This window comes from Staphylococcus sp. SM3655, assembly GCF_016917315.1.
Lineage (GTDB): Bacteria > Bacillota > Bacilli > Staphylococcales > Staphylococcaceae > Staphylococcus > Staphylococcus aureus.
Window position 1 is genome coordinate 1,875,102 of record NZ_CP070305.1, and the last position, 22,137, is coordinate 1,897,238.

19 protein-coding genes and 1 pseudogene are annotated in these 22,137 nt (G+C 31.9%); 16 read left to right on the plus strand and 4 right to left on the minus strand.

The genetic code is table 11. The features are described 5' to 3' along the window. Nucleotides 1–42: 42 nt before the first annotated feature. A complete protein-coding gene (locus JQN76_RS09225) occupies nucleotides 43–1,182 on the minus strand; it encodes a nucleotidyltransferase (RefSeq protein WP_000843610.1) in 1,140 nt (379 codons plus the stop codon). 126 nt (nucleotides 1,183–1,308) lie between these two features. On the opposite strand from JQN76_RS09225, the gene JQN76_RS09230 reads away from it, so the two are divergent. Continuing rightward, a complete protein-coding gene (locus tag JQN76_RS09230; RefSeq protein ID WP_000872158.1) occupies nucleotides 1,309–1,866 on the plus strand; it encodes a YceD family protein in 558 nt (185 codons plus the stop codon). Nucleotides 1,867–1,945: 79 nt separating this feature from the next. Continuing rightward, a complete protein-coding gene (rpmF, locus tag JQN76_RS09235; RefSeq protein ID WP_000290472.1) occupies nucleotides 1,946–2,119 on the plus strand; it encodes a 50S ribosomal protein L32 in 174 nt (57 codons plus the stop codon). A gap of 153 nt (nucleotides 2,120–2,272) precedes the next feature. Here the strand turns inward: rpmF and isdB are convergent, their stop codons facing one another. Together isdB and isdA are read right to left on the minus strand one after the other, a co-directional pair. Further along, nucleotides 2,273–4,207, minus strand: coding sequence for a heme uptake protein IsdB (isdB, locus tag JQN76_RS09240; protein WP_001041598.1), 1,935 nt, complete (start codon nucleotides 4,205–4,207; stop codon nucleotides 2,273–2,275). A gap of 202 nt (nucleotides 4,208–4,409) precedes the next feature. Beyond that, the gene (gene isdA / locus JQN76_RS09245; protein WP_000160862.1) at nucleotides 4,410–5,462 is read right to left on the minus strand and encodes an LPXTG-anchored heme-scavenging protein IsdA; all 1,053 of its coding nucleotides are present in this window, start codon (nucleotides 5,460–5,462) and stop codon (nucleotides 4,410–4,412) included. A gap of 208 nt (nucleotides 5,463–5,670) precedes the next feature. Here isdA and isdC point away from each other — a divergent pair, with 208 nt between their 5' ends. From isdC to pheT, 10 genes are all read left to right on the plus strand, one after another. Then, a complete protein-coding gene (gene isdC / locus JQN76_RS09250; RefSeq protein ID WP_000789822.1) occupies nucleotides 5,671–6,354 on the plus strand; it encodes a heme uptake protein IsdC in 684 nt (227 codons plus the stop codon). Next, entirely contained in the window at nucleotides 6,354–7,430 is a 1,077-nt protein-coding gene (gene isdD / locus JQN76_RS09255) for an iron-regulated surface determinant protein IsdD (protein WP_001246684.1), read from the plus strand. The genes isdC and isdD overlap by 1 nt, the downstream gene beginning before the upstream one ends. Continuing rightward, on the plus strand, nucleotides 7,427–8,305 hold the full coding sequence (gene isdE, locus JQN76_RS09260; RefSeq protein WP_001220199.1) for a heme ABC transporter substrate-binding protein IsdE: 879 nt from the start codon (nucleotides 7,427–7,429) through the stop codon (nucleotides 8,303–8,305). The genes isdD and isdE overlap by 4 nt, the downstream gene beginning before the upstream one ends. A 12-nt stretch (nucleotides 8,306–8,317) precedes the next feature. Next, nucleotides 8,318–9,283, plus strand: a complete 966-nt coding sequence (isdF, locus tag JQN76_RS09265) for a hemin ABC transporter permease protein IsdF (RefSeq protein ID WP_000594541.1) — start codon at nucleotides 8,318–8,320, stop codon at nucleotides 9,281–9,283. A gap of 61 nt (nucleotides 9,284–9,344) precedes the next feature. Further along, nucleotides 9,345–10,079, plus strand: a complete 735-nt coding sequence (gene srtB, locus JQN76_RS09270; protein ID WP_001242409.1) for a class B sortase — start codon at nucleotides 9,345–9,347, stop codon at nucleotides 10,077–10,079. A gap of 18 nt (nucleotides 10,080–10,097) precedes the next feature. Beyond that, nucleotides 10,098–10,421, plus strand: a complete 324-nt coding sequence (isdG, locus tag JQN76_RS09275; protein ID WP_000670950.1) for a staphylobilin-forming heme oxygenase IsdG — start codon at nucleotides 10,098–10,100, stop codon at nucleotides 10,419–10,421. Nucleotides 10,422–10,457: 36 nt separating this feature from the next. Beyond that, nucleotides 10,458–10,565, plus strand: a complete 108-nt coding sequence (locus JQN76_RS09280; RefSeq protein WP_001788617.1) for a hypothetical protein — start codon at nucleotides 10,458–10,460, stop codon at nucleotides 10,563–10,565. Between the two features lie 239 nt (nucleotides 10,566–10,804). Further along, nucleotides 10,805–11,545, plus strand: coding sequence for a TrmH family RNA methyltransferase (locus JQN76_RS09285; protein ID WP_000435384.1), 741 nt, complete (start codon nucleotides 10,805–10,807; stop codon nucleotides 11,543–11,545). A gap of 380 nt (nucleotides 11,546–11,925) precedes the next feature. Beyond that, entirely contained in the window at nucleotides 11,926–12,984 is a 1,059-nt protein-coding gene (gene pheS, locus JQN76_RS09290) for a phenylalanine--tRNA ligase subunit alpha (RefSeq protein ID WP_000003566.1), read from the plus strand. After that, the gene (pheT, locus tag JQN76_RS09295; RefSeq protein ID WP_000909004.1) at nucleotides 12,984–15,386 is read left to right on the plus strand and encodes a phenylalanine--tRNA ligase subunit beta; all 2,403 of its coding nucleotides are present in this window, start codon (nucleotides 12,984–12,986) and stop codon (nucleotides 15,384–15,386) included. Before pheS ends, pheT begins: the two co-directional genes overlap by 1 nt. Nucleotides 15,387–15,888: 502 nt before the next feature. On the opposite strand, the gene rnhC is transcribed toward pheT, so the two are convergent. After that, a complete protein-coding gene (rnhC, locus tag JQN76_RS09300; RefSeq protein WP_001284281.1) occupies nucleotides 15,889–16,827 on the minus strand; it encodes a ribonuclease HIII in 939 nt (312 codons plus the stop codon). Nucleotides 16,828–17,196: 369 nt separating this feature from the next. Between rnhC and zapA the strand changes: the two are divergent. The 4 genes and pseudogenes from zapA (at nucleotide 17,197) to JQN76_RS09320 (ending at nucleotide 22,128) form a co-directional block, all read left to right on the plus strand. After that, nucleotides 17,197–17,456, plus strand: a pseudogene (gene zapA, locus JQN76_RS09305) (cell division protein ZapA). 7 nt (nucleotides 17,457–17,463) lie between these two features. Then, the gene (locus tag JQN76_RS09310) at nucleotides 17,464–17,985 is read left to right on the plus strand and encodes a CvpA family protein (RefSeq protein WP_000234068.1); all 522 of its coding nucleotides are present in this window, start codon (nucleotides 17,464–17,466) and stop codon (nucleotides 17,983–17,985) included. 72 nt (nucleotides 17,986–18,057) lie between these two features. Then, nucleotides 18,058–19,770: a DNA polymerase/3'-5' exonuclease PolX gene (gene polX / locus JQN76_RS09315; RefSeq protein WP_000161941.1), complete on the plus strand. Its 1,713-nt coding sequence runs from the start codon at nucleotides 18,058–18,060 to the stop codon at nucleotides 19,768–19,770. Nucleotides 19,771–19,779: 9 nt separating this feature from the next. Beyond that, the gene (locus JQN76_RS09320; protein WP_001249281.1) at nucleotides 19,780–22,128 is read left to right on the plus strand and encodes an endonuclease MutS2; all 2,349 of its coding nucleotides are present in this window, start codon (nucleotides 19,780–19,782) and stop codon (nucleotides 22,126–22,128) included. Nucleotides 22,129–22,137 lie beyond the last annotated feature (9 nt).

Consider the following 22,137-nt stretch of genomic DNA (forward strand, 5'->3'; position numbering starts at 1 on the left):
GGTTTATCATGGTTTACAATCCTAAAATACTGTTTTCATTTGTTAACGATATTGCTGTATGACAGGCGTGTTGAAATCTGTTTGTTGTTGCCCGCTTATTGCATTGTATATGTGTGTTGCTTTGATTTCATTTGTGAAGTAATGTGCATTGCTTTTGTTAATATTGGTTATATATTGTCTTTCTGGGAACGCTGTTTTTAAATGCTTTAAATATTGTCTGCCACGGTCGTTCATCGCTAATACTTTAACTGCGTGAATGTTTCTCGTAACATCTGTAGGTTTAATGTTTAATAATACATTCATTAACAGTCTTTGGATATGCGTATATGTATAACGCTTTGTTTTTAGTAATTTTACAAAATGATGAAAATCAGTTGCTTCATAAATGTTAGATTTCAAACGATTTTCAAAACCTTCAGTAACAGTATAAATATTTTTTAATGAATCTGTAGTCATAGCTATGATTTGATATTTCAAATATGGAAATATTTGATTTAATGTTATATGAGGTGTTACGTACAAGTGTTGAATATCTTTAGGTACCACATGATGCCAATGATCATCTTGACTAATGATTGATGTTCTAATAGATGTACCACTTGCAAACTGATGGTGTTGAATTAATGAATCATGATGTTGAGCATTTTCTCGTTTGATAGAAATTGCATTGATGTTTTTAGCATTTTTAGCAATTGCTTTCAGGTAACTAATACCAAGTATGTTGTTAGGACTTGCTAGTGCTTCATGATGCTCTAATAATTCGCTAATGATACGAGGGTAGCTTTTACCTTCTTTTACTTTTTGTGAAAAGGATTCAGATTGTTCAATTTCATTAATGCTGTGTGCTAATTGCTTTAATGTTTTGATATCATTATTTTCACTACCAAATGCAATTGTATCGACACTCATATAATCTGCGACTTTAACTGCTAGTTCGGCAAAATGATCGCCAGATGATAAACTGGCAGTTGCTGGTAGTTCGATAACTAAATCAGCTGTTGATAATGCCATTTTTGCACGAGTAAACTTATTATAGATTGCTGGTTCGCCACGCATGACAAAGTTACCACTCATTATTGCAATAGTAACGTCAGCATTTGTAAGTTTTTTAGATTGATTAATATGATATTGATGCCCATTATGAAAGGGATTATATTCTGTGATTAAGCCAACGCTTTTCATTTGCAATTCGTCCTTTCGGTATTCATTATTAATATTGTAACAGAACATGATATGTTAAGAAAAAATCTTGACAACTTGTTCTTAGAAAGTTAAAATAAATTTTGTGCTTGTTAGAGGTGAAGCCATATGAAATGGTCAATTACGCAATTAAGGAAATATCAAGGTAAGCCATTTGAATTTGATCAAACGGTGAGTTTTGACAATTTAAAAGAATCATTAGATTTAATTGATTTATCTCCAATTACAATCCAAGGTCAGTTAACCATTAAGTCAACAGAAGTCGTTGCGGATATTCACATTACTGGAACGTATACAATGCCTTGTGCACGTACTCTTGTACCAGTAAAAGTCCCACTAGATGTAACTACTACAGAAGTATTTGATTTAGAAGGGTACAATCAGTATAACGATGATCAAGATGATGTAGATGAACACTATCACATTATTAAAGATGGTATGGTTAATCTTCAGGATATTGTCGAGGATATAGTTATTATTGAGAAACCAATGAGAGCTTATTCAGAGCAAAGTGACCAAATGTTGACAGTAGGTAATGGTTGGGAAGTAATCGATGAGGATCAATTAGATGAGCTTGCTAAACAGCAAGAACAAGATGATTCAGAATCACGACAAGTTGATCCAAGGCTTCAAAAATTACAACAATTATATGATAAAGAGCAATAAGTAGTTTAATTAATGATATAATGTTGTTAATTAAACTAACATTTAGTATTTTTCGTTTATAATCTAAGGAGGATATATCATGGCAGTACCAAAAAGAAGAACTTCTAAAACTAGAAAAAACAAACGTCGTACGCATTTCAAAATTTCAGTACCAGGTATGACTGAATGCCCAAACTGTGGCGAATACAAATTATCACACCGTGTATGTAAAAACTGTGGTTCTTACAATGGCGAAGAAGTAGCAGCTAAATAATTTTAGTTACTCAATATAAAAAGTCCCGCTTAAAATGATTGTTTTAAGTGGGACTTTTTATATTGCGAAAAATAATTGGCGAACGAGGTAACAGGATACCTCATCCGCCATTTAAAATTTGTTAATTTAATAATTAAATATAAAGACGATTAATTAGTTTTTACGTTTTCTAGGTAATACGAATGCAACGATGCTACTTAAAGCTAATAATGCCATTAATGGTAATGTCATATCTTTATTTGATTCTTCACCAGTTTGTGGTAATGATTTTGCTTTATTTTCTTGTGTATTTTTATTGTTTTGGCTTTGAGTGTGTCCATCATTTGTGTTTTTAATGTTTGCTTTTTGTAATGGAGCACTATCTTTTGCTTCGCTAGAACCTGCTGAAGTTTGAACAACATCTTTTGTTGTTTTTGATGAAGCAGTTGTTGGTTTTGCAACATTTTGAGTCGTAGATACTACCTTAGTTGGAGTTGTACTACTTGATTCTACTTCACCTTTAGCTGGTTTTGTAGCAGGCGTTTTGTCTTTACCTGACTCACTAGATGCGTCATTTTCTTTTTCAACACTTGGTAATTGTTTATTGTCATCTTTTTGGCTGTCTTGTTTTTGTGATTCTTTTTCAACAGGTGATGGTGTTGGTTTGCTAGGCGTAGCTGGAGTAGCTTCCTTCTTAGCTGAGTTATCTTGTTGTTCTTTTTTGTTAGATTTATCGGTATTGGCTTTTGTAAATGCTTCTTTATCAACGATTCTGACATGGTATTGTCCATCATAATCAATCGTTTTTACGTGAACTTTAACGATAGCATCATATAGAGTTTTACCTTCAACATATGGGAAAATAATTGTTCTAGTATTATTTTTAGCATCTTTGCTTATAGTTCTAACACGTTGACCTTCAACCATGAAATCTTTCCAGTAATCGTCATTAGTAGTTTCCATGACCATATATTTTTTGCCGTTAAGCATACCTGTTTTAATAGGGTGTTTAACAAAAGTATCCATCATAGATTCGTTATTCTCAACACTTTCATAAACAACATATTTTGTATCTTGTAAATCAGTCATTTTTTCATTTGTTGGTTGTACATTTTGGAATTCAGTAATAGCTGATTTCACTTGCTCATCTAAAGCTTTCTTTGTATCCTCTAATTTCTTCTTGTACTCAGCCTTTAATTTTTCAGGAAGTTTATCTTGAATTTTATTTAATTCATAAACTTGTCTTTCTAGTGTTTTCGCTTTTTTATATGGCGCTAATAATTTTTCAGCTTTATAATCTTCTTCAGTTTTGAATTTATCTGCACTGTTATAAATTGGTTGTGCGAATTCCATTAATGTGTAATCGTATTTTTCTTCTTTGTTATTGAAGTGTGTTGAACTAACAATTTTAACAGCTTTTGTTCCATTTGAAACAGAGAAGCGAATGTAAGCATAATCTTTAACAGTATCGTATGATACTAATTTAATTGGCAACTTTTTGTCACCTTCATAAACTTCAAATTTTCTCCAAAATTGACCTGATTGTAATCCTAATTCAATTTCTGGTTTTGAATCAGTGAAAATAACTCTAGCAGGTTTAACAGAGCTGGCATAATGATAAAATTGTTGCTCACCATTTTCTTTTTTCATTTCAAAATCAATTGGACGAGAGTTTGGTGCGCTATGATCTTTATCTTTTATTGCAGGGTTTTTAATCGCTTCTCTAAGTTCCTGATTCAAAATAGGATATGTATTGTTATCGGCTTTTGTTGCTGGTTTAACTGCTTTTGTTTCCTTAGGGGCTTTAACTTCTTTAACTTCTTTAGCTTCTTTTGTTTCAGAAGTAGGGGCCTCAACTTCTTTATTAGATACTGAGACAGCATTAGCTACTGGTTTAGTTTCTGGAGCTTTTTCAGATGTTGTTGTTGGACTTGCAACTGCTTCAGTTTTTGGTTGTGCTTCTGTATTTGTACCACCTGTTTCTTCAGCTGCTTGTGCTTCGCCATTTGACATTAATAATAAAAGTGTACTAATCGCTACAGATGCAACGCCTAGTGATGACTTTCTAATTGAATAAAATGATTTAAATTCTTTTTGCTGTTTGTTCATGTTGTAGAAACAACTCCTAATTGTATATTATCAACTGATAATCATTATCAATTGATTACTTGTATTGTACATTGAAATGGTAGTTAATTGCAACGTTATTTTATAAAAAAATAACCTATGTTATAGATTATGAAATATCTATGACATAGGTTAAATAAAATTTAAAATAAAAAATATATTAAGTTATGAGTGTGACGATGATTTATTTAGATTCTTTTCTTTTGAAAAGTAATAAAGATAATGAACCTAAAAGGGCAAGTGTTGCGAAGGCAACTGTGCTAATAAAGTTATCAACTGAAGTTAAACCAGTTTTTGGTAATTCTTTAGCTTTAGATGCTTGTTTAGGCGTTTCGTTTTGTTTTGTAACTTTGTTAGTTTGTTGTGATTTATTATCACTTACAGCTTGATTGTTGCTTTCAGATTTCGCTGTTGCAACATCTTTAACAGGTGTTTGAACTTTATTTTGTTCTTGAGCTGTTTGTGCTGTTTTAACTGTATGAGCAGTTTGTGTTTTAGTTTGATCTTTTGTTGTTTCAGTACTTACAACTTTAGTAGAGTGATTGTCTTCAACTTTGCTTGTTGTAGTTACAGTAGGTTTAACTTTTTCAACTTTAGGTTGAACTGGTTTAGTTTGCTCAGTAGGTGTTTTAGGTTGAGCTGGTTTTGGTTGAACCGGTTTAACATTGTTTGGTTTTGCTGCGTCAGCTAATGTAGGAATTGCTTTTTCAAATTCCAAATGCGTAGTATATCTATGATTGTAATTAATTTGTGGCACGACAATATGTACTTTAGTAGTTAAGCTCTTATATCCAGGTTCAACTGCAACATTGATTGTTCTAGTATCCGCTTTTTTATTATCGTTAACAACAGTTGTTGCTAATTCTTGATTGTTTGCATTGTAAAATTTGTATTCTTTCCAGAATGATGCATTGTTTAACACGGTTTGGAAATAATATTTATTATTTTGTTTAATTACTTTACCAGGGTGTTGCATATAGTCATCCATGTGTGACTTCTCTGAAGAGCCATCTTTTTGCACTTGGAAATTAATTGGTTGTGATGTTGCTTGAGAAACTTGTGTGCTTTGATTATTAGTTGCGTTCGTAGCTTCTGTTGCCGCATTGACTTGTTGGCTGTCTGCGCCTATGTATACAAGGGAACCTAAAATGATAGATGCTGTACCCATTGTAATCTTTTTCATAGCTGATGAACGTTGTTCTGATTGATACTTACTGTTTAAATAATGTTTTGTCATGTTGTTTTCCTCCTAAGGATACAAATTATGTGTTGTTATATGAGATGATTAACCATTGCAATTGATAATGGTTATCAATTATACTAGCACATCTATTTTCGTATAACAATAATAAATTGATTATAAAATAAATATTGACAATGATAATCATTATTATTTATGATTTTACTAAAGACTTAAAAGCAATCATAAAAAGGAGGATTATGTTTTGAAAAATATTTTAAAAGTTTTTAATACAACGATTTTAGCGTTAATTATCATCATCGCGACATTCAGTAATTCTGCAAATGCCGCAGATAGCGGTACTTTGAATTATGAGGTTTACAAATACAATACCAATGACACGTCAATTGCTAATGACTATTTTAATAAACCGGCAAAGTACATTAAGAAAAATGGTAAATTGTATGTTCAAATAACTGTCAACCACAGTCATTGGATTACTGGAATGAGTATCGAAGGACATAAAGAAAATATTATTAGTAAAAACACTGCCAAAGATGAACGCACTTCTGAATTTGAAGTAAGTAAGTTGAACGGTAAAATAGATGGAAAAATTGACGTTTATATCGATGAAAAAGTAAATGGTAAGCCATTCAAATATGACCATCATTACAACATTACATATAAATTTAATGGACCAACTGATGTAGCAGGTGCTAATGCACCAGGTAAAGATGATAAAAATTCTGCTTCAGGTAGTGACAAAGGATCTGATGGAACGACTACTGGTCAAAGTGAATCTAACAGTTCGAATAAAGACAAAGTAGAAAATCCACAAACAAATGCTGGTACACCTGCATATATATATGCAATACCAGTTGCATCCGTAGCATTATTAATCGCAATCACATTGTTTGTTAGAAAAAAATCTAAAGGCAATGTGGAATAATGAGAAATGTTAAACAAATTGCTACAAAATCTATTATAGCTATTATTAGCATAGGTATACTTACTTATACAACAATGATTGGTAGCGTGTTGGCTGATGAGATAAAATATCCATCAGCCAAATTTAATCAACCTGAAGCAAAAGATAAAACAGAATTAACTACATCAATTTTTGATGAAAAGATAAAAGAGAATAAAGCGTTAGAGTTACTAATTTTTAATCAAGAAAATAAAAATGTAACTGAGGAACAACAACTAGTTGACGAAAAGGCGCAATTGATTTCAGATATGACTGGTAAAATTTACTTGCAAGTAAAGCTAAAAGGTCAAATTGATAAAGAACAACTTGTTTTTCAAAATGACAAAAATGAAGAATTTCCATTTGTTATAAAAGATGAAAAGAATGACACAATAGTAAGAATTTTAATTGAACAGCATATGGATAAAATCGATATGCATGTTAAAACATTGGCTGAAAAGAAAGATCTAGATAACAAAGAAATGGTGTATTCTATTCATTTTAAAGAGAAAAAAGTTCAACATGATGATGCAAAAGAAGTGCCTTCAAAACATCAAAATCAAGAAAATAATCAAGATCAGCTTAAAAAAGATATTGATGACAAAAAAGATAGTCAAAAATCAGACATTAAGGAAAGACGTACTAGCCTTTTAACTGAAAAAGGATTAAATGATATTCCTGTACAAAAAGATAAAGTGCAACAAGACAGTAATAAAAAGATTGAAAATGAGCGACCTAAAGCATCAGGTACATTAAAAGTTGAAAATAGCCCTCCAACAGTAAAAAAGGTTGAAAATAATCACAAAGAGCAACCGAAACATAAAGATGAAAAATCAAAAAAGGAAAAGAAAAAAGTAGTTGAAAAAGAAAAAGCGTTACCAGCTTTTAATAGAGATGATGATAGCAAGAATAATAGTCAATTATCTAGTGATATTAAAGAACTTGATGAACCAAATCATAAAAAGCAATATATTTTATTTGCAGCTGGCATTGTGTTAGCAACTATTTTACTTATTTCGGCACATTTATACAGCAGAAAGAGAGGTAACCAAGTTTGAGAATCATAAAGTATTTAACCATTTTAGTGATAAGCGTCGTTATCTTAACCAGCTGTCAATCTTCCAGTTCTCAAGAATCAACTAAATCCGGCGAATTCAGAATCGTACCAACAACTGTTGCATTGACAATGACATTGGACAAATTGGATTTACCAATTGTCGGCAAACCCACGTCATATAAGACATTGCCTAATCGTTATAAAGATGTACCGGAAATTGGTCAACCAATGGAGCCGAATGTTGAAGCTGTTAAAAAGTTAAAACCAACACATGTTTTGAGTGTGTCAACGATTAAAGATGAAATGCAACCATTTTACAAACAATTAAATATGAAAGGCTACTTTTATGATTTTGATAGTTTAAAAGGGATGCAAAAGTCGATTACACAATTAGGTGATCAATTTAATCGTAAAGCACAAGCAAAAGAATTAAATGACCATTTAAATTCTGTAAAGCAAAAAATTGAAAATAAAGCAGCTAAACAAAAGAAACATCCCAAAGTATTAATATTAATGGGTGTACCGGGTAGCTATTTAGTAGCAACTGATAAATCATATATTGGTGATTTAGTTAAAATAGCAGGTGGAGAAAATGTTATTAAAGTGAAAGATCGTCAATATATTTCGTCTAATACTGAAAATTTGTTGAATATCAATCCAGATATTATTTTAAGATTACCACACGGAATGCCTGAAGAAGTTAAGAAAATGTTTCAAAAAGAATTTAAACAGAATGATATTTGGAAACATTTTAAAGCTGTGAAAAATAATCATGTTTATGACTTAGAGGAAGTGCCATTCGGTATTACAGCAAATGTTGATGCTGATAAGGCAATGACTCAATTATATGATTTATTTTATAAGGATAAAAAATAGTGAGCTGATATGATGATAAAAAATAAAAAGAAACTACTATTTTTATGTTTGTTAGTCATTTTAATCGCAACTGCTTATATTTCGTTTGTAACCGGTACAATTAAATTGTCATTTAATGACCTAATTACAAAATTTACAACTGGTAGCAATGAAGCAGTGGATTCAATCATTGATTTGCGATTGCCACGTATATTAATTGCATTAATGGTTGGCGCAATGTTAGCAGTTTCTGGAGCATTATTACAAGCAGCACTACAAAATCCTTTGGCAGAGGCGAATATCATTGGCGTTTCTTCAGGTGCACTTATAATGAGAGCACTTTGTATGTTGTTTATTCCACAATTGTACTTTTACTTACCATTATTAAGTTTTATTGGAGGTTTAATACCATTTTTAATAATTATATTGTTGCATTCTAAATTTAGATTCAATGCTGTAAGTATGATATTAGTAGGTGTTGCGTTATTCGTATTATTAAATGGTGTTTTAGAAATTTTAACTCAAAACCCTTTAATGAAAATTCCTCAAGGCTTAACAATGAAAATATGGAGCGACGTATACATATTAGCAGTATCAGCATTATTGGGATTAATATTAACATTACTATTGTCCCCTAAATTGAATTTACTAAATTTAGACGACATACAAGCGCGAAGTATCGGTTTTAATATTGATCGTTACAGATGGTTAACAGGTTTATTAGCAGTATTTTTAGCAAGTGCAACTGTTGCGATTGTTGGACAACTAGCCTTTTTAGGTATTATTGTGCCACATGTGGTTAGAAAGCTAGTTGGGGGCAATTACAGAGTACTTATTCCGTTTTCTACAGTTATTGGTGCATGGCTATTGTTAGTGGCTGATTTATTAGGACGAGTGATACAGCCTCCTTTAGAAATTCCAGCCAATGCTATTTTAATGATTGTCGGTGGTCCAATGCTAATTTACTTAATTTGTCAAAGTCAACGAAATCGAATCTAAAACGGTACAACAACTGGTTTAGTGATGACTGAAGAAACGTCGTTAATAAAAGAGGATTTTTATGAGAATGAAGCGATTTTTAACTATTGTACAAATTTTATTGGTTGTAATTATTATCATTTTTGGTTACAAAATTGTTCAAACATATATTGAAGACAAGCAAGAACGCGCAAATTATGAGAAATTACAACAAAAATTTCAAATGCTGATGAGCAAACATCAAGCACATGTGAGACCACAATTTGAATCACTTGAAAAAATAAATAAAGACATTGTTGGATGGATAAAATTATCAGAAACATCATTAAATTATCCAGTACTACAAGGTAAGACAAATCACGATTATTTAAATTTGGATTTTGAGCGAGAACATCGACGTAAAGGTAGTATTTTTATGGATTTTAGAAATGAATTGAAGAATTTAAATCATAATACTATTTTATACGGGCACCATGTCGGTGATAATACGATGTTTGATGTGTTAGAAGATTATTTAAAGCAATCGTTTTATGAAAAACACAAGATAATTGAATTTGACAATAAATATGGTAAATATCAATTGCAAGTATTTAGTGCATATAAAACTACTACTAAAGATAATTACATACGTACAGATTTTGAAAATGATCAAGATTATCAACAATTTTTAGATGAGACAAAACGTAAATCTGTAATTAATTCAGATGTTAATGTAACGGTAAAAGATAAAATAATGACTTTATCAACCTGCGAAGATGCATATAGTGAAACAACGAAAAGAATTGTTGTTGTCGCAAAAATAATTAAGGTAAGTTAAACAGAAAAGAGGATAATTATGAAATTTATGGCAGAAAATAGGCTGACGTTAACAAAAGGAACAGCAAAAGATATTATAGAACGATTTTATACGAGACATGGGATTGAAACATTAGAAGGCTTTGATGGCATGTTTGTTACACAAACTTTAGAACAAGAAGATTTTGATGAAGTGAAAATTTTAACAGTTTGGAAATCAAAGCAAGCTTTTACGGATTGGTTAAAATCTGATGTCTTTAAAGCAGCGCATAAACATGTTAGAAGTAAAAATGAAGATGAAAGTAGCCCGATTATCAATAACAAAGTAATTACATATGATATAGGCTATAGTTACATGAAATAATTGAATTTAAAGAGGTTGCAGTACTTGTTATGACAATTGGTATTGTTAGCTTTTGTAACGACCATACATGATACCGATGATGGTCGTTTTTTTAATGAACACAAACATGCTAACAACAAATTGCTAAAACATAGTTTGATTTGAATATGCTTTGAAAATAATCATCAATTATATCATTTTGATTTATTTTGAAGAAGAAAAGAATTAATAATGATATTTTGGGGCGTATGATTTATAGTAGTAGTATCGATAAAAGAAATTTATGCAATTTGAAATATTATGAGTGATAAAAGCGATTAATTAATATTAACTATACAATCAAATGTTTTCATCTTATTAATGATTAATATTTTTATTTTTAAAAATAAAGCGAGGAGCTATCAATGGAACAAATTACTTCTGCACAAAATAATAGAATTAAACAAGCGAACAAGCTAAAAAAGAAACGTGAGAGGGATAAAACTGGATTAGCTTTAATTGAAGGTGTGCATTTAATTGAAGAAGCTTATCAAAGTGGAATTGTAATTACACAATTATTTGCAATTGAACCGGTAAGATTAGATCAGCAAATTATCGCATACGCGCAAGAAGTTTTTGAAATAAACATGAAAGTTGCTGAATCTTTATCAGGTACAGTGACACCACAAGGGTTTTTCGCAATCATTGAGAAGCCGCATTATGATATTTCTAAAGCACAACAAGTATTGCTCATCGATCGTGTTCAAGATCCTGGAAATTTAGGCACATTAATTAGAACTGCGGATGCAGCTGGAATGGATGCTGTAATAATGGAGAAGGGTACGACAGATCCTTATCAAGATAAAGTGTTGCGAGCGAGTCAAGGTAGTGTTTTCCATTTGCCAGTTATGACACAAGATCTCGATACGTTTATTACTCAATTTAATGGTCCTGTTTATGGTACAGCACTTGAAAACGCAGTGGCATACAAAGAAGTTACTTCAAGTGATTCTTTTGCATTACTATTAGGTAATGAGGGAGAAGGTGTTAATCCTGAATTATTAGCACATACTACACAAAATTTAATCATACCTATTTATGGTAAAGCTGAAAGTTTAAATGTAGCGATTGCAGGTAGTATTTTACTTTATCATTTGAAAGGTTGACCGTGTTGAAAGTTTTCCGATATAATTATAATTAATTGTTTAACAGAACATTTCTACGTGATTGCATACACAATTGAATATAAACCAATAAAAAGGCATGGACATTTATATAAATAATTGTTTTAGGGAGAATAATCGTGACTGCAAGTTATTCCAATTATTTAAAGTCTTTTCACCTTTTTGGTTACTTAAAGAGATTTAAGTCGGAAAGACAATCCGTTATCAATATTAAACAAGTGTATGCTTAGGCATAAATTTGGGTGGTACCACGGAAATGACTTTCGTCCCTTATTTTTTAAGAGGATGAAAGTCTTTTTTTAGTTAAACAACAAATATGATAAATATAAAATGAATAGTTCGAATAGGGAGGTCAGTGACATATGTCTGAACAACAAACAATGTCAGAGTTAAAACAACAAGCGCTTGTAGATATTAATGAAGCAAATGATGAACGTGCACTGCAAGAAGTTAAAGTGAAATACTTAGGTAAAAAAGGGTCAGTTAGCGGACTAATGAAATTGATGAAGGATTTGCCGAATGAAGAGAAACCTGCGTTTGGTCAAAAAGTGAATGAATTGCGTCAAACAATTCAAAATGAATTAGATGAAAGACAACAGATGTTAGTTAAAGAAAAATTAAATAAGCAATTGGCTGAAGAAACAATTGATGTATCATTACCAGGTCGTCATATTGAAATCGGTTCAAAGCATCCATTAACACGTACAATAGAAGAAATTGAAGACTTATTCTTAGGTTTAGGTTATGAAATTGTGAATGGATATGAAGTTGAACAAGATCATTATAACTTCGAAATGCTGAATTTACCTAAATCACACCCTGCACGTGATATGCAAGATAGTTTCTATATTACGGATGAAATTTTATTACGTACGCATACATCACCAGTGCAGGCACGTACGATGGAATCACGTCATGGTCAAGGTCCAGTTAAAATTATTTGCCCTGGTAAAGTGTATCGTCGTGACTCTGATGATGCGACACATAGTCATCAATTTACACAAATCGAAGGATTAGTTGTTGATAAAAACGTTAAAATGAGTGATTTGAAAGGCACTTTAGAATTGTTAGCTAAGAAATTATTTGGTGCTGATCGTGAAATTCGTTTACGTCCAAGTTACTTCCCATTCACTGAACCTTCTGTAGAAGTTGATGTGTCATGTTTTAAATGTAAAGGAAAAGGTTGTAATGTGTGTAAACACACAGGATGGATTGAAATTTTAGGTGCTGGAATGGTACATCCTAATGTATTAGAAATGGCTGGTTTTGATTCTTCAGAGTACTCTGGATTTGCATTTGGTATGGGACCAGACCGTATTGCAATGTTGAAATATGGTATAGAAGATATTCGTCATTTCTATACTAATGATGTGAGATTTTTAGATCAATTTAAAGCGGTAGAAGATAGAGGTGACATGTAATGTTGATATCAAATGAATGGTTGAAAGAATATGTAACAATCGATGATTCTGTAAGTAATTTGGCAGAACGTATTACGCGCACAGGTATTGAAGTGGATGATTTAATTGACTACACAAAAGATATCAAAAATTTAGTTGTCGGCTTCGTTAAGTCAAAAGAGAAACATCCTGATGCTGATAAATTAAATGTTTGCCAAGTTGATATCGGAGAAGACGAACCTGTACAAATCGTTTGTGGTGCACCGAACGTTGATGCAGGACAATATGTCATTGTTGCTAAAGTAGGTGGCAGATTGCCTGGTGGTATTAAAATTAAGCGTGCCAAATTACGCGGTGAACGTTCAGAAGGTATGATTTGTTCGTTACAAGAAATTGGTATTTCAAGTAATTATGTACCAAAAACGTTTGAATCTGGTATCTATGTATTTAGTGAAGCCCAAGTTCCAGGAACAGATGCCTTACAAGCTTTATATTTAGATGATCAAGTAATGGAATTTGATTTAACGCCGAATCGTGCTGATGCTTTAAGTATGATAGGTACTGCTTATGAAGTTGCAGCATTATATAATACAAAAATGACTAAGCCAGACACAACATCAAATGAGCTTGAGTTATCTGCAAATAATGAACTGACTGTGACAATAGAAAATGAAGATAAAGTACCATATTATAGTGCACGTGTTGTTCACGACGTGACAATTGAACCCTCGCCAATTTGGATGCAAGCACGCTTAATAAAAGCGGGTATACGTCCTATTAATAATGTTGTTGACATTTCAAATTATGTGTTATTAGAATACGGTCAACCATTGCACATGTTTGATCAAGATGCGATTGGTTCACAACAAATTGTTGTTCGTCAAGCTAATGAAGGCGAAAAAATGACAACATTAGATGGTACAGAACGTGAATTATTAACAAGCGATATTGTCATTACTAATGGACAAACTCCAATTGCATTAGCTGGTGTTATGGGTGGCGATTTTTCAGAAGTTAAAGAACAAACATCAAATATAGTGATTGAAGGTGCTATTTTTGATCCAGTTTCAATTCGTCATACATCAAGACGTTTAAATTTACGCAGTGAATCATCTAGTCGTTTTGAAAAAGGAATAGCTACTGAATTTGTAGATGAAGCAGTCGACCGTGCATGTTATTTATTACAAACTTATGCAAACGGAAAAGTGCTAAAAGATAGAGTGTCTTCAGGAGAACTTGGTGCATTTATTACACCAATCGACATCACTGCTGATAAAATTAATCGCACTATTGGATTTGATTTGTCACAAAATGATATTGTTACTATTTTTAATCAACTAGGGTTTGATACAGAAATAAATGATGATGTTATTACAGTGCAAGTACCATCACGTCGTAAAGATATTACAATTAAAGAAGATTTAATTGAAGAAGTTGCACGTATATATGGTTACGACGATATTCCATCAACGTTACCTGTCTTCGAAAAAGTTACTAGTGGTCAGCTAACTGATCGCCAATATAAAACGAGAATGGTTAAAGAAGTGTTAGAAGGTGCTGGATTAGATCAAGCTATTACGTATTCGTTAGTTTCTAAAGAAGATGCTACTGCATTTTCGATGCAACAGCGTCAAACAATTGATTTATTGATGCCAATGAGTGAAGCGCATGCGTCATTACGTCAAAGTTTATTACCACATTTAATCGAAGCGGCATCATATAATGTGGCACGCAAAAATAAAGATGTAAAATTATTTGAAATCGGCAATGTCTTCTTTGCTAATGGAGAAGGTGAACTACCAGATCAAGTTGAATATTTAAGTGGTATTTTAACTGGAGATTATGTAGTCAATCAATGGCAAGGTAAGAAAGAAACGGTTGATTTCTATTTAGCAAAAGGTGTCGTGGATCGAGTATCTGAAAAGTTAAACCTTGAATTTAGTTATCGTCGTGCCGATATTGATGGATTACATCCAGGTCGTACAGCTGAAATCTTATTAGAAAATAAAATTGTTGGTTTTATTGGTGAATTACATCCAACATTAGCAGCTGATAATGATTTAAAACGTACGTATGTTTTTGAGTTGAATTTTGATGCATTAATGTCTGTGTCGGTAGGTTACATTAATTACCAGCCAATTCCGAGATTCCCAGGCATGTCTCGTGACATTGCATTAGAAGTAGATCAAAATATTCCAGCAGCTGATTTATTATCAACGATTCATGCACACGGTGGCAATATATTAAAAGATACACTTGTCTTTGATGTATATCAGGGCGAACATTTAGAAAAAGGTAAAAAATCAATTGCAATACGTTTAAATTATTTAGACACAGAAGAAACATTGACAGATGAGCGCGTTTCAAAAGTACAAGCGGAAATTGAAGCAGCATTAATTGAACAAGGTGCTGTTATTAGATAATGATTTAAACCCCATGTATAAGGATATCTGAAGTAGATTGATATCCTTAACATGGGGTTTTATTTTTGGATTCACCTATTAGGTTCCAATTCATTTAAAAAGTCAAAGAGGAACAGCGGAATACAGATGATGCTTTGCACAACTGCATATAAAGTCATACTTATGAGCAAAGCAAATTAGTATGACTTACCTAATAGGATCACCTATTAGGATTCAATTTATCTTGATTAAAAATCAAAGAGGAACAGCGGAATACAGATGATGCTTCGCATCACTGCATATAAAGTCATACTTATGAGCAAAGCAAATTAGTATGACTTACCTAATAGGATTTCCTATTAGGATCCAATTTATAATGATTAAAAATCAAAGAGGCACAGCGGATTACAGTTGATGCTTCGCACAACTGCATAAAAGCCTCTAATGATTAAAAATCAAAGAGGCACAGCGGATTACAGTTGATGCTTCGCACAACTGCATAAAAGCCTCTAATGATTAAAAATCAAAGAGGCTTTAAAATTTTTTGGGCTTTTTCACGATTTTTAAAATGCTTTTTTGAAATGGTATCTAAACGTGAAAGACCGTATTTTTTTATAATTTTGGCGGCGATTACATCGACTTTAGCACCGGCACCTTTAGGAATCGTCATATTAATATTTTTTGATATTTGATCCATATATGTAACAAATGCGTATCGAGAAATTATGCTTGCCACTGCAATGGCTAATGACTTCGATTCTCCTTTTGTTTCAAATTTTGTTTTCTTTGGAAGTGGTATATCGGATAATGCGTAATGGTTATACACTTCGCGTTTTGCGAACTGATCAATGACGATATAGTCTAATTGAGACGAATCAATTTTTTCAAGTACATTTTTGATGGCTTCATTATGAAGAACAGCTTTCATTTTTACTTGAGTCCAGCCTTTTGCTTGCTGAATATTATATTTTTCATTGTGTAGTGTTAATAATGAATGTGGGATGAAAGTAACCAATTGCTCAGCAAGTTCTACAATTTTGGTATCGGTTAATTTTTTTGAATCATCTACACCCAAAGTTTTTAAAATAGGGACATGCTCTTTGGTAACGAAAGCAGCACATACAGTCAATGGACCAAAGTAATCGCCACTTCCAGCTTCATCACTACCAATACAGTTAAATTGATCATACATTAAAGTTTGTTCAAGAAAAGAATTAGCCATATTTTTCTTTTTAGTTTTATTAGTATTCAATTGAGAATGCTGCGGTAGAAGTTCTTTAGACACAGCTTCTGCATGATTACCTTGAAACATGACTTTACCTGATTGGTAAATATTTACAGTTGTATTTTGATACTTTGCACGTGCTTTCATACCTTGAGGTAAATTCTCAGTATCAAAAGTAATGCGTGACATTAATGTCGTTATGTCTTTATCCGACAATTTAAAAACGATATTCGCCATTTGTGTAAATCCTTTCATATAATTTCATTATCATTAGCAAAAATAATCATATCATAAATGATAATAACGTCAGAAACATTTATGTATGTTGTAAAGAATTAATTGCGGATACTTACAAAATACATAGTGGTCATGTATAATGTTTATGAAAATGTTATAGTGACACAATTTAAACATGATAAAGTATTGAATAGAAAATTCTTTACATTATTTCATTATAAAAAGAACATTAAGTCATCTATAGAGATTGTGTTGTTGTTTTATCATAATTGCAATATAACAATATTAGTATCAAATTCAGACAAACTATCCAGTCATATTTTATAACGTGAATTTAGATTTTAAAAAAAGGATCAGGAGAAATTATAAATGACACAGTTTAAAAACAAGGTAAATGTATCAATTAATGATCAGCTTTTTACAATTGTTGGGGAAGATAACCCAGAGCACATACGATATGTAGCACATTTAGTTGATGATAAAATAAAAGAATTAGGGTATAAAGCAGCAGGTTTAGATACTTCAAGAAAAGCAATACTAACTGCTGTGAATATTATGCATGAAAAAGTACTACTAGAAGAAGAAAATCGACGTTTGAAACAACAAATTCACAAATTGCAGCAGCGTGAGCAATAAATGGTCATTGATTTTATCATAATCATTTTCTTTGTGTATTTTGTCATCGTTGGATTCAGACGAGGTTTTTGGTTATCTATGATACATTTGAGTGCAACGATTGTATCATTGTGGATTGCCAGTCAATTTTACAAATCTATTGTAGAAAGATTAATTGTATTTATTCCATATCCTAAAACAACAGCATTTAATACAACTTTTGCGTTTCATTTTAATCATCTACAAAATCGATTTGAAGCGATTGTAGCTTTTTTAATGATTACATTGTTTTGTAAGTTCATTTTATATCTAATTATCGTAACTTTTGATAAAATAATAGCGTATCAAAACATTCATATTTTCAGTCGTGCAATGGGAATGATAGTTGGTGTGTTTATGACGATAATTGTCTTACACTTTACGTTATATCTATTGGCATTATATCCTAACGAAGCATTACAACATCAGCTTAAAATATCTATTGTGAGTCATTCATTGATTTTTCACATCCCATATTTATCGGCTTTCACCATTAATTTATAAATTATCATAAGAGGTCAGGACAAAGGTATATATTAATGATACGTCCTGGTCTTCTTTTTATGGAGTGTTATTATGACAAAAAAAGATGTTATCAAACTATTAGAACAAATTGCTACTTATATGGAATTAAAAGGGGAAAATACTTTTAAAATATCAGCGTATCGAAAAGCAGCTCAAAGTCTTGAATTAGATGAACGACCATTAGATGAAATATCTGATGTAACGGAGTTAAAAGGCATTGGTAAAGGTGTTGCAGAAGTAATCAATGATTACCGTGAGACCGGTGAATCTCAGTATTTACAGCAATTACAGGAAGAAGTTCCGGAAGGTCTTATTCCACTTTTGAAAATTCAAGGACTTGGAAGCAAGAAAATTGCTAAGCTATATAAAGAGTTGAATATTGTTGATAAAGCGTCACTTCAAGTTGCTTGTGAAAATGGAAAAGTTAGTGAATTAAGCGGATTTGCTAAGAAAACGGAACAAAACATATTAGAAGCTGTGAAACAACTTGGTGCTAAGAAAGATAGATATCCAATTGATCAAATGAGAAGACTTAATCAAGAAATCATTGATTATATAGATACATTAAATTATATCGATCAATATTCATCTGCAGGAAGCTTCCGTCGTTTTAAAGAAATGAGCAAAGATTTAGATTTCATAATAAGTACCGATAACCCAAAAGCAGTGCAGCAGCAATTATTAAATATTCCCAATAAAGTAAAAGAAGTTGCAGTGGGGAACACAAAAGTTTCATTAGAATTAGCGTATGATGATGAAACGATTGGTGTCGATTTTCGATTAATTGAACCAAGTGCTTTTTATCATACATTGCAGCATTTTACTGGGTCAAAAGAACATAATATAAGAATTCGACAACTTGCTAAAGCACGTGATGAAAAAGTAAGTGAATATGGAATTGAACAAGCTGATGGTACATTAATTCAATATGATAGTGAAGCCAAGATATATGAACATTTTAATGTGAATTTTATACCACCTGCTATGCGAGAAGATGGTAGCGAATTTGATAAAGATCTAAGTAATATCATTACAATAGATGATATTAATGGTGATATTCATATGCATACAACGTATAGTGATGGTGCGTTTTCTATTCGAGACATGGTAGAAGCAAATATCGCAAAAGGTTATAAATTCATGGTAATTACTGATCATTCACAAAGTTTACGTGTTGCTAATGGCTTACAAGTAGAAAGACTTTTAAGACAAAACGAAGAAATTAAGGCTTTAGATAAAGAATATAGTGAAATTGATATTTATTCAGGTACAGAAATGGATATATTACCTGATGGCTCGCTGGATTATGATGATGAAATTTTAGCACAACTTGATTATGTAATTGGAGCTATTCATCAAAGCTTTAACCAATCAGAAGAACAAATTATGGAACGATTAGCTAATGCATGTCGCAATCCATACGTGCGACATATAGCGCATCCAACAGGGCGTATTATAGGTAGAAGAGATGGTTATAAACCGAATATTGAACAATTAATGGCATTAGCTGAAGAAACGAATACAGTATTAGAAATTAATGCCAATCCACATCGACTGGATCTGAACGCTGATATCGTTCGTAAATATCCAAATGTGAAATTAACTATTAACACTGATGCGCATCATACAAATCATTTAGATTTTATGAATTATGGCGTAGCAACTGCGCAAAAAGGATTTGTAACAAAAGATAGAGTGATTAACGCATTATCGCGTGAAGCTTTTAAAGACTTTATTGAAAATAATACAAAACTTAAGAAATAGAGGGATTTTATGAGACAAAAAACATTAGACGTCTTAGAATTTGAAAAAATAAAATCACTCGTTGCCAATGAAACTATTAGTGACTTAGGCTTGGAAAAGGTCAATCAAATGATGCCAGCTACTAATTTTGAAACGGTTGTTTTTCAAATGGAAGAAACGGATGAGATTGCTCAAATTTATAATAAGCATCGTTTACCAAGCTTGAGTGGCTTATCTAAAGTATCAGCATTCATTCATCGCGCTGATATTGGCGGCGTTTTAAATGTATCAGAGCTTAACTTGATAAAAAGATTAATTCAAGTACAAAATCAATTCAAGACATTTTATAATCAATTGGTTGAAGAAGATGAAGGTGTTAAATACCCAATATTAGATGACAAGATGAATCAATTACCTGTGTTAACTGATCTTTTTCAACAAATAAATGAAACATGCGATACGTATGATTTATATGATAATGCGAGTTATGAATTGCAAGGGATTAGAAGTAAAATTTCTAGCACGAATCAACGTATTAGACAAAATTTGGACCGTATTGTTAAAAGCCAAGCAAATCAGAAAAAATTATCAGATGCTATTGTAACAGTTAGGAATGAAAGAAACGTTATACCAGTCAAAGCTGAATATCGACAAGATTTTAATGGGATTGTACATGATCAATCTGCTTCAGGACAAACATTGTATATTGAGCCATCATCAGTTGTTGAAATGAATAATCAAATTAGTCGATTACGTCATGATGAAGCAATTGAAAAAGAACGCATTTTAACGCAACTAACTGGTTATGTGGCTGCGGACAAAGATGCACTACTTGTGGCAGAACAAGTCATGGGGCAGTTAGATTTTTTAATCGCAAAAGCGAGATATAGTAGAAGTATTAAAGGAACAAAGCCGATATTTAAAGAGGACCGTACTGTATATTTACCTAAAGCATACCATCCATTATTAAATCGTGAGACTGTTGTAGCTAATACCATCGAATTTATGGAAGATATTGAAACGGTAATTATTACAGGACCGAATACAGGTGGTAAAACTGTAACATTAAAAACATTAGGTTTAATTATTGTTATGGCTCAATCAGGATTGTTAATTCCCACACTTGATGGTAGTCAGTTAAGTGTATTTAAAAATGTATATTGCGATATCGGAGATGAACAATCAATAGAACAATCATTATCAACTTTTTCATCTCATATGACGAATATAGTTGAAATTTTAAAGCATGCAGACAAACATAGTTTAGTTTTATTTGATGAATTAGGTGCAGGTACAGATCCAAGTGAAGGTGCTGCATTAGCAATGAGCATTTTAGATCATGTTAGAAAAATTGGTTCTCTAGTAATGGCAACGACGCACTATCCTGAACTTAAAGCATATAGTTATAATCGAGAAGGCGTTATGAATGCGAGTGTAGAATTTGATGTAGATACTTTGAGTCCAACGTATAAGTTGTTAATGGGTGTGCCGGGTCGTTCAAATGCTTTTGATATTTCTAAAAAGTTAGGTCTTAGTTTGAATATTATTAATAAGGCTAAGACGATGATTGGTACTGATGAAAAAGAAATAAATGAAATGATTGAATCATTAGAGCATAATTACAAACGTGTAGAGACACAGAGGTTAGAACTGGACCGTCTTGTAAAAGAAGCGGAGCAAGTGCATGATGATTTATCTAAGCAGTATCAACAATTCCAAAATTATGAAAAGTCTCTAATAGAGGAAGCGAAAGAAAAAGCAAATCAGAAGATTAAAGCTGCAACAAAAGAAGCTGACGATATTATTAAAGACTTAAGACAATTGCGTGAACAAAAAGGTGCAGATGTTAAAGAACATGAATTGATTGATAAGAAGAAACGATTAGATGATCATTATGAAGCGAAATCTATAAAGCAAAATGTACAAAAGCAAAAATACGATAAAATTGTTGCTGGTGATGAAGTAAAAGTATTATCTTACGGTCAAAAGGGTGAAGTTTTAGAAATTGTCAATGATGAAGAAGCAATTGTTCAAATGGGAATTATTAAAATGAAGTTACCTATTGAAGATTTAGAGAAAAAACAAAAAGAAAAAGTTAAGCCAACGAAAATGGTTACACGTCAAAATCGTCAAACAATTAAAACTGAACTAGACTTACGAGGCTATCGTTATGAGGATGCTTTAATTGAACTAGATCAATATTTAGATCAAGCTGTTTTAAGTAATTACGAACAAGTTTATATCATTCATGGTAAAGGTACAGGTGCACTTCAAAAAGGTGTACAACAACATTTGAAAAAGCATAAAAGTGTTAGTGACTTTAGAGGTGGTATGCCAAGCGAAGGTGGATTTGGCGTTACCGTTGCAACACTAAAATAAATTATAATT

What these genes read in the sequence shown, in the direction of transcription:
- JQN76_RS09225 (WP_000843610.1), bottom strand. Translation starts at nt 1,182, where the DNA reads ATGAAAAGCGTTGGCTTAATCACAGAATATAATCCCTTTCATAATGGG.
- JQN76_RS09230 (WP_000872158.1), top strand. Translation starts at nt 1,309, where the DNA reads ATGAAATGGTCAATTACGCAATTAAGGAAATATCAAGGTAAGCCATTT.
- rpmF (WP_000290472.1), top strand. Translation starts at nt 1,946, where the DNA reads ATGGCAGTACCAAAAAGAAGAACTTCTAAAACTAGAAAAAACAAACGT.
- isdB (WP_001041598.1), bottom strand. Translation starts at nt 4,207, where the DNA reads ATGAACAAACAGCAAAAAGAATTTAAATCATTTTATTCAATTAGAAAG.
- isdA (WP_000160862.1), bottom strand. Translation starts at nt 5,462, where the DNA reads ATGACAAAACATTATTTAAACAGTAAGTATCAATCAGAACAACGTTCA.
- isdD (WP_001246684.1), top strand. Translation starts at nt 6,354, where the DNA reads ATGAGAAATGTTAAACAAATTGCTACAAAATCTATTATAGCTATTATT.
- isdF (WP_000594541.1), top strand. Translation starts at nt 8,318, where the DNA reads ATGATAAAAAATAAAAAGAAACTACTATTTTTATGTTTGTTAGTCATT.
- srtB (WP_001242409.1), top strand. Translation starts at nt 9,345, where the DNA reads ATGAGAATGAAGCGATTTTTAACTATTGTACAAATTTTATTGGTTGTA.
- isdG (WP_000670950.1), top strand. Translation starts at nt 10,098, where the DNA reads ATGAAATTTATGGCAGAAAATAGGCTGACGTTAACAAAAGGAACAGCA.
- JQN76_RS09285 (WP_000435384.1), top strand. Translation starts at nt 10,805, where the DNA reads ATGGAACAAATTACTTCTGCACAAAATAATAGAATTAAACAAGCGAAC.
- pheS (WP_000003566.1), top strand. Translation starts at nt 11,926, where the DNA reads ATGTCTGAACAACAAACAATGTCAGAGTTAAAACAACAAGCGCTTGTA.
- pheT (WP_000909004.1), top strand. Translation starts at nt 12,984, where the DNA reads ATGTTGATATCAAATGAATGGTTGAAAGAATATGTAACAATCGATGAT.
- rnhC (WP_001284281.1), bottom strand. Translation starts at nt 16,827, where the DNA reads ATGGCGAATATCGTTTTTAAATTGTCGGATAAAGACATAACGACATTA.
- JQN76_RS09310 (WP_000234068.1), top strand. Translation starts at nt 17,464, where the DNA reads ATGGTCATTGATTTTATCATAATCATTTTCTTTGTGTATTTTGTCATC.
- polX (WP_000161941.1), top strand. Translation starts at nt 18,058, where the DNA reads ATGACAAAAAAAGATGTTATCAAACTATTAGAACAAATTGCTACTTAT.
- JQN76_RS09320 (WP_001249281.1), top strand. Translation starts at nt 19,780, where the DNA reads ATGAGACAAAAAACATTAGACGTCTTAGAATTTGAAAAAATAAAATCA.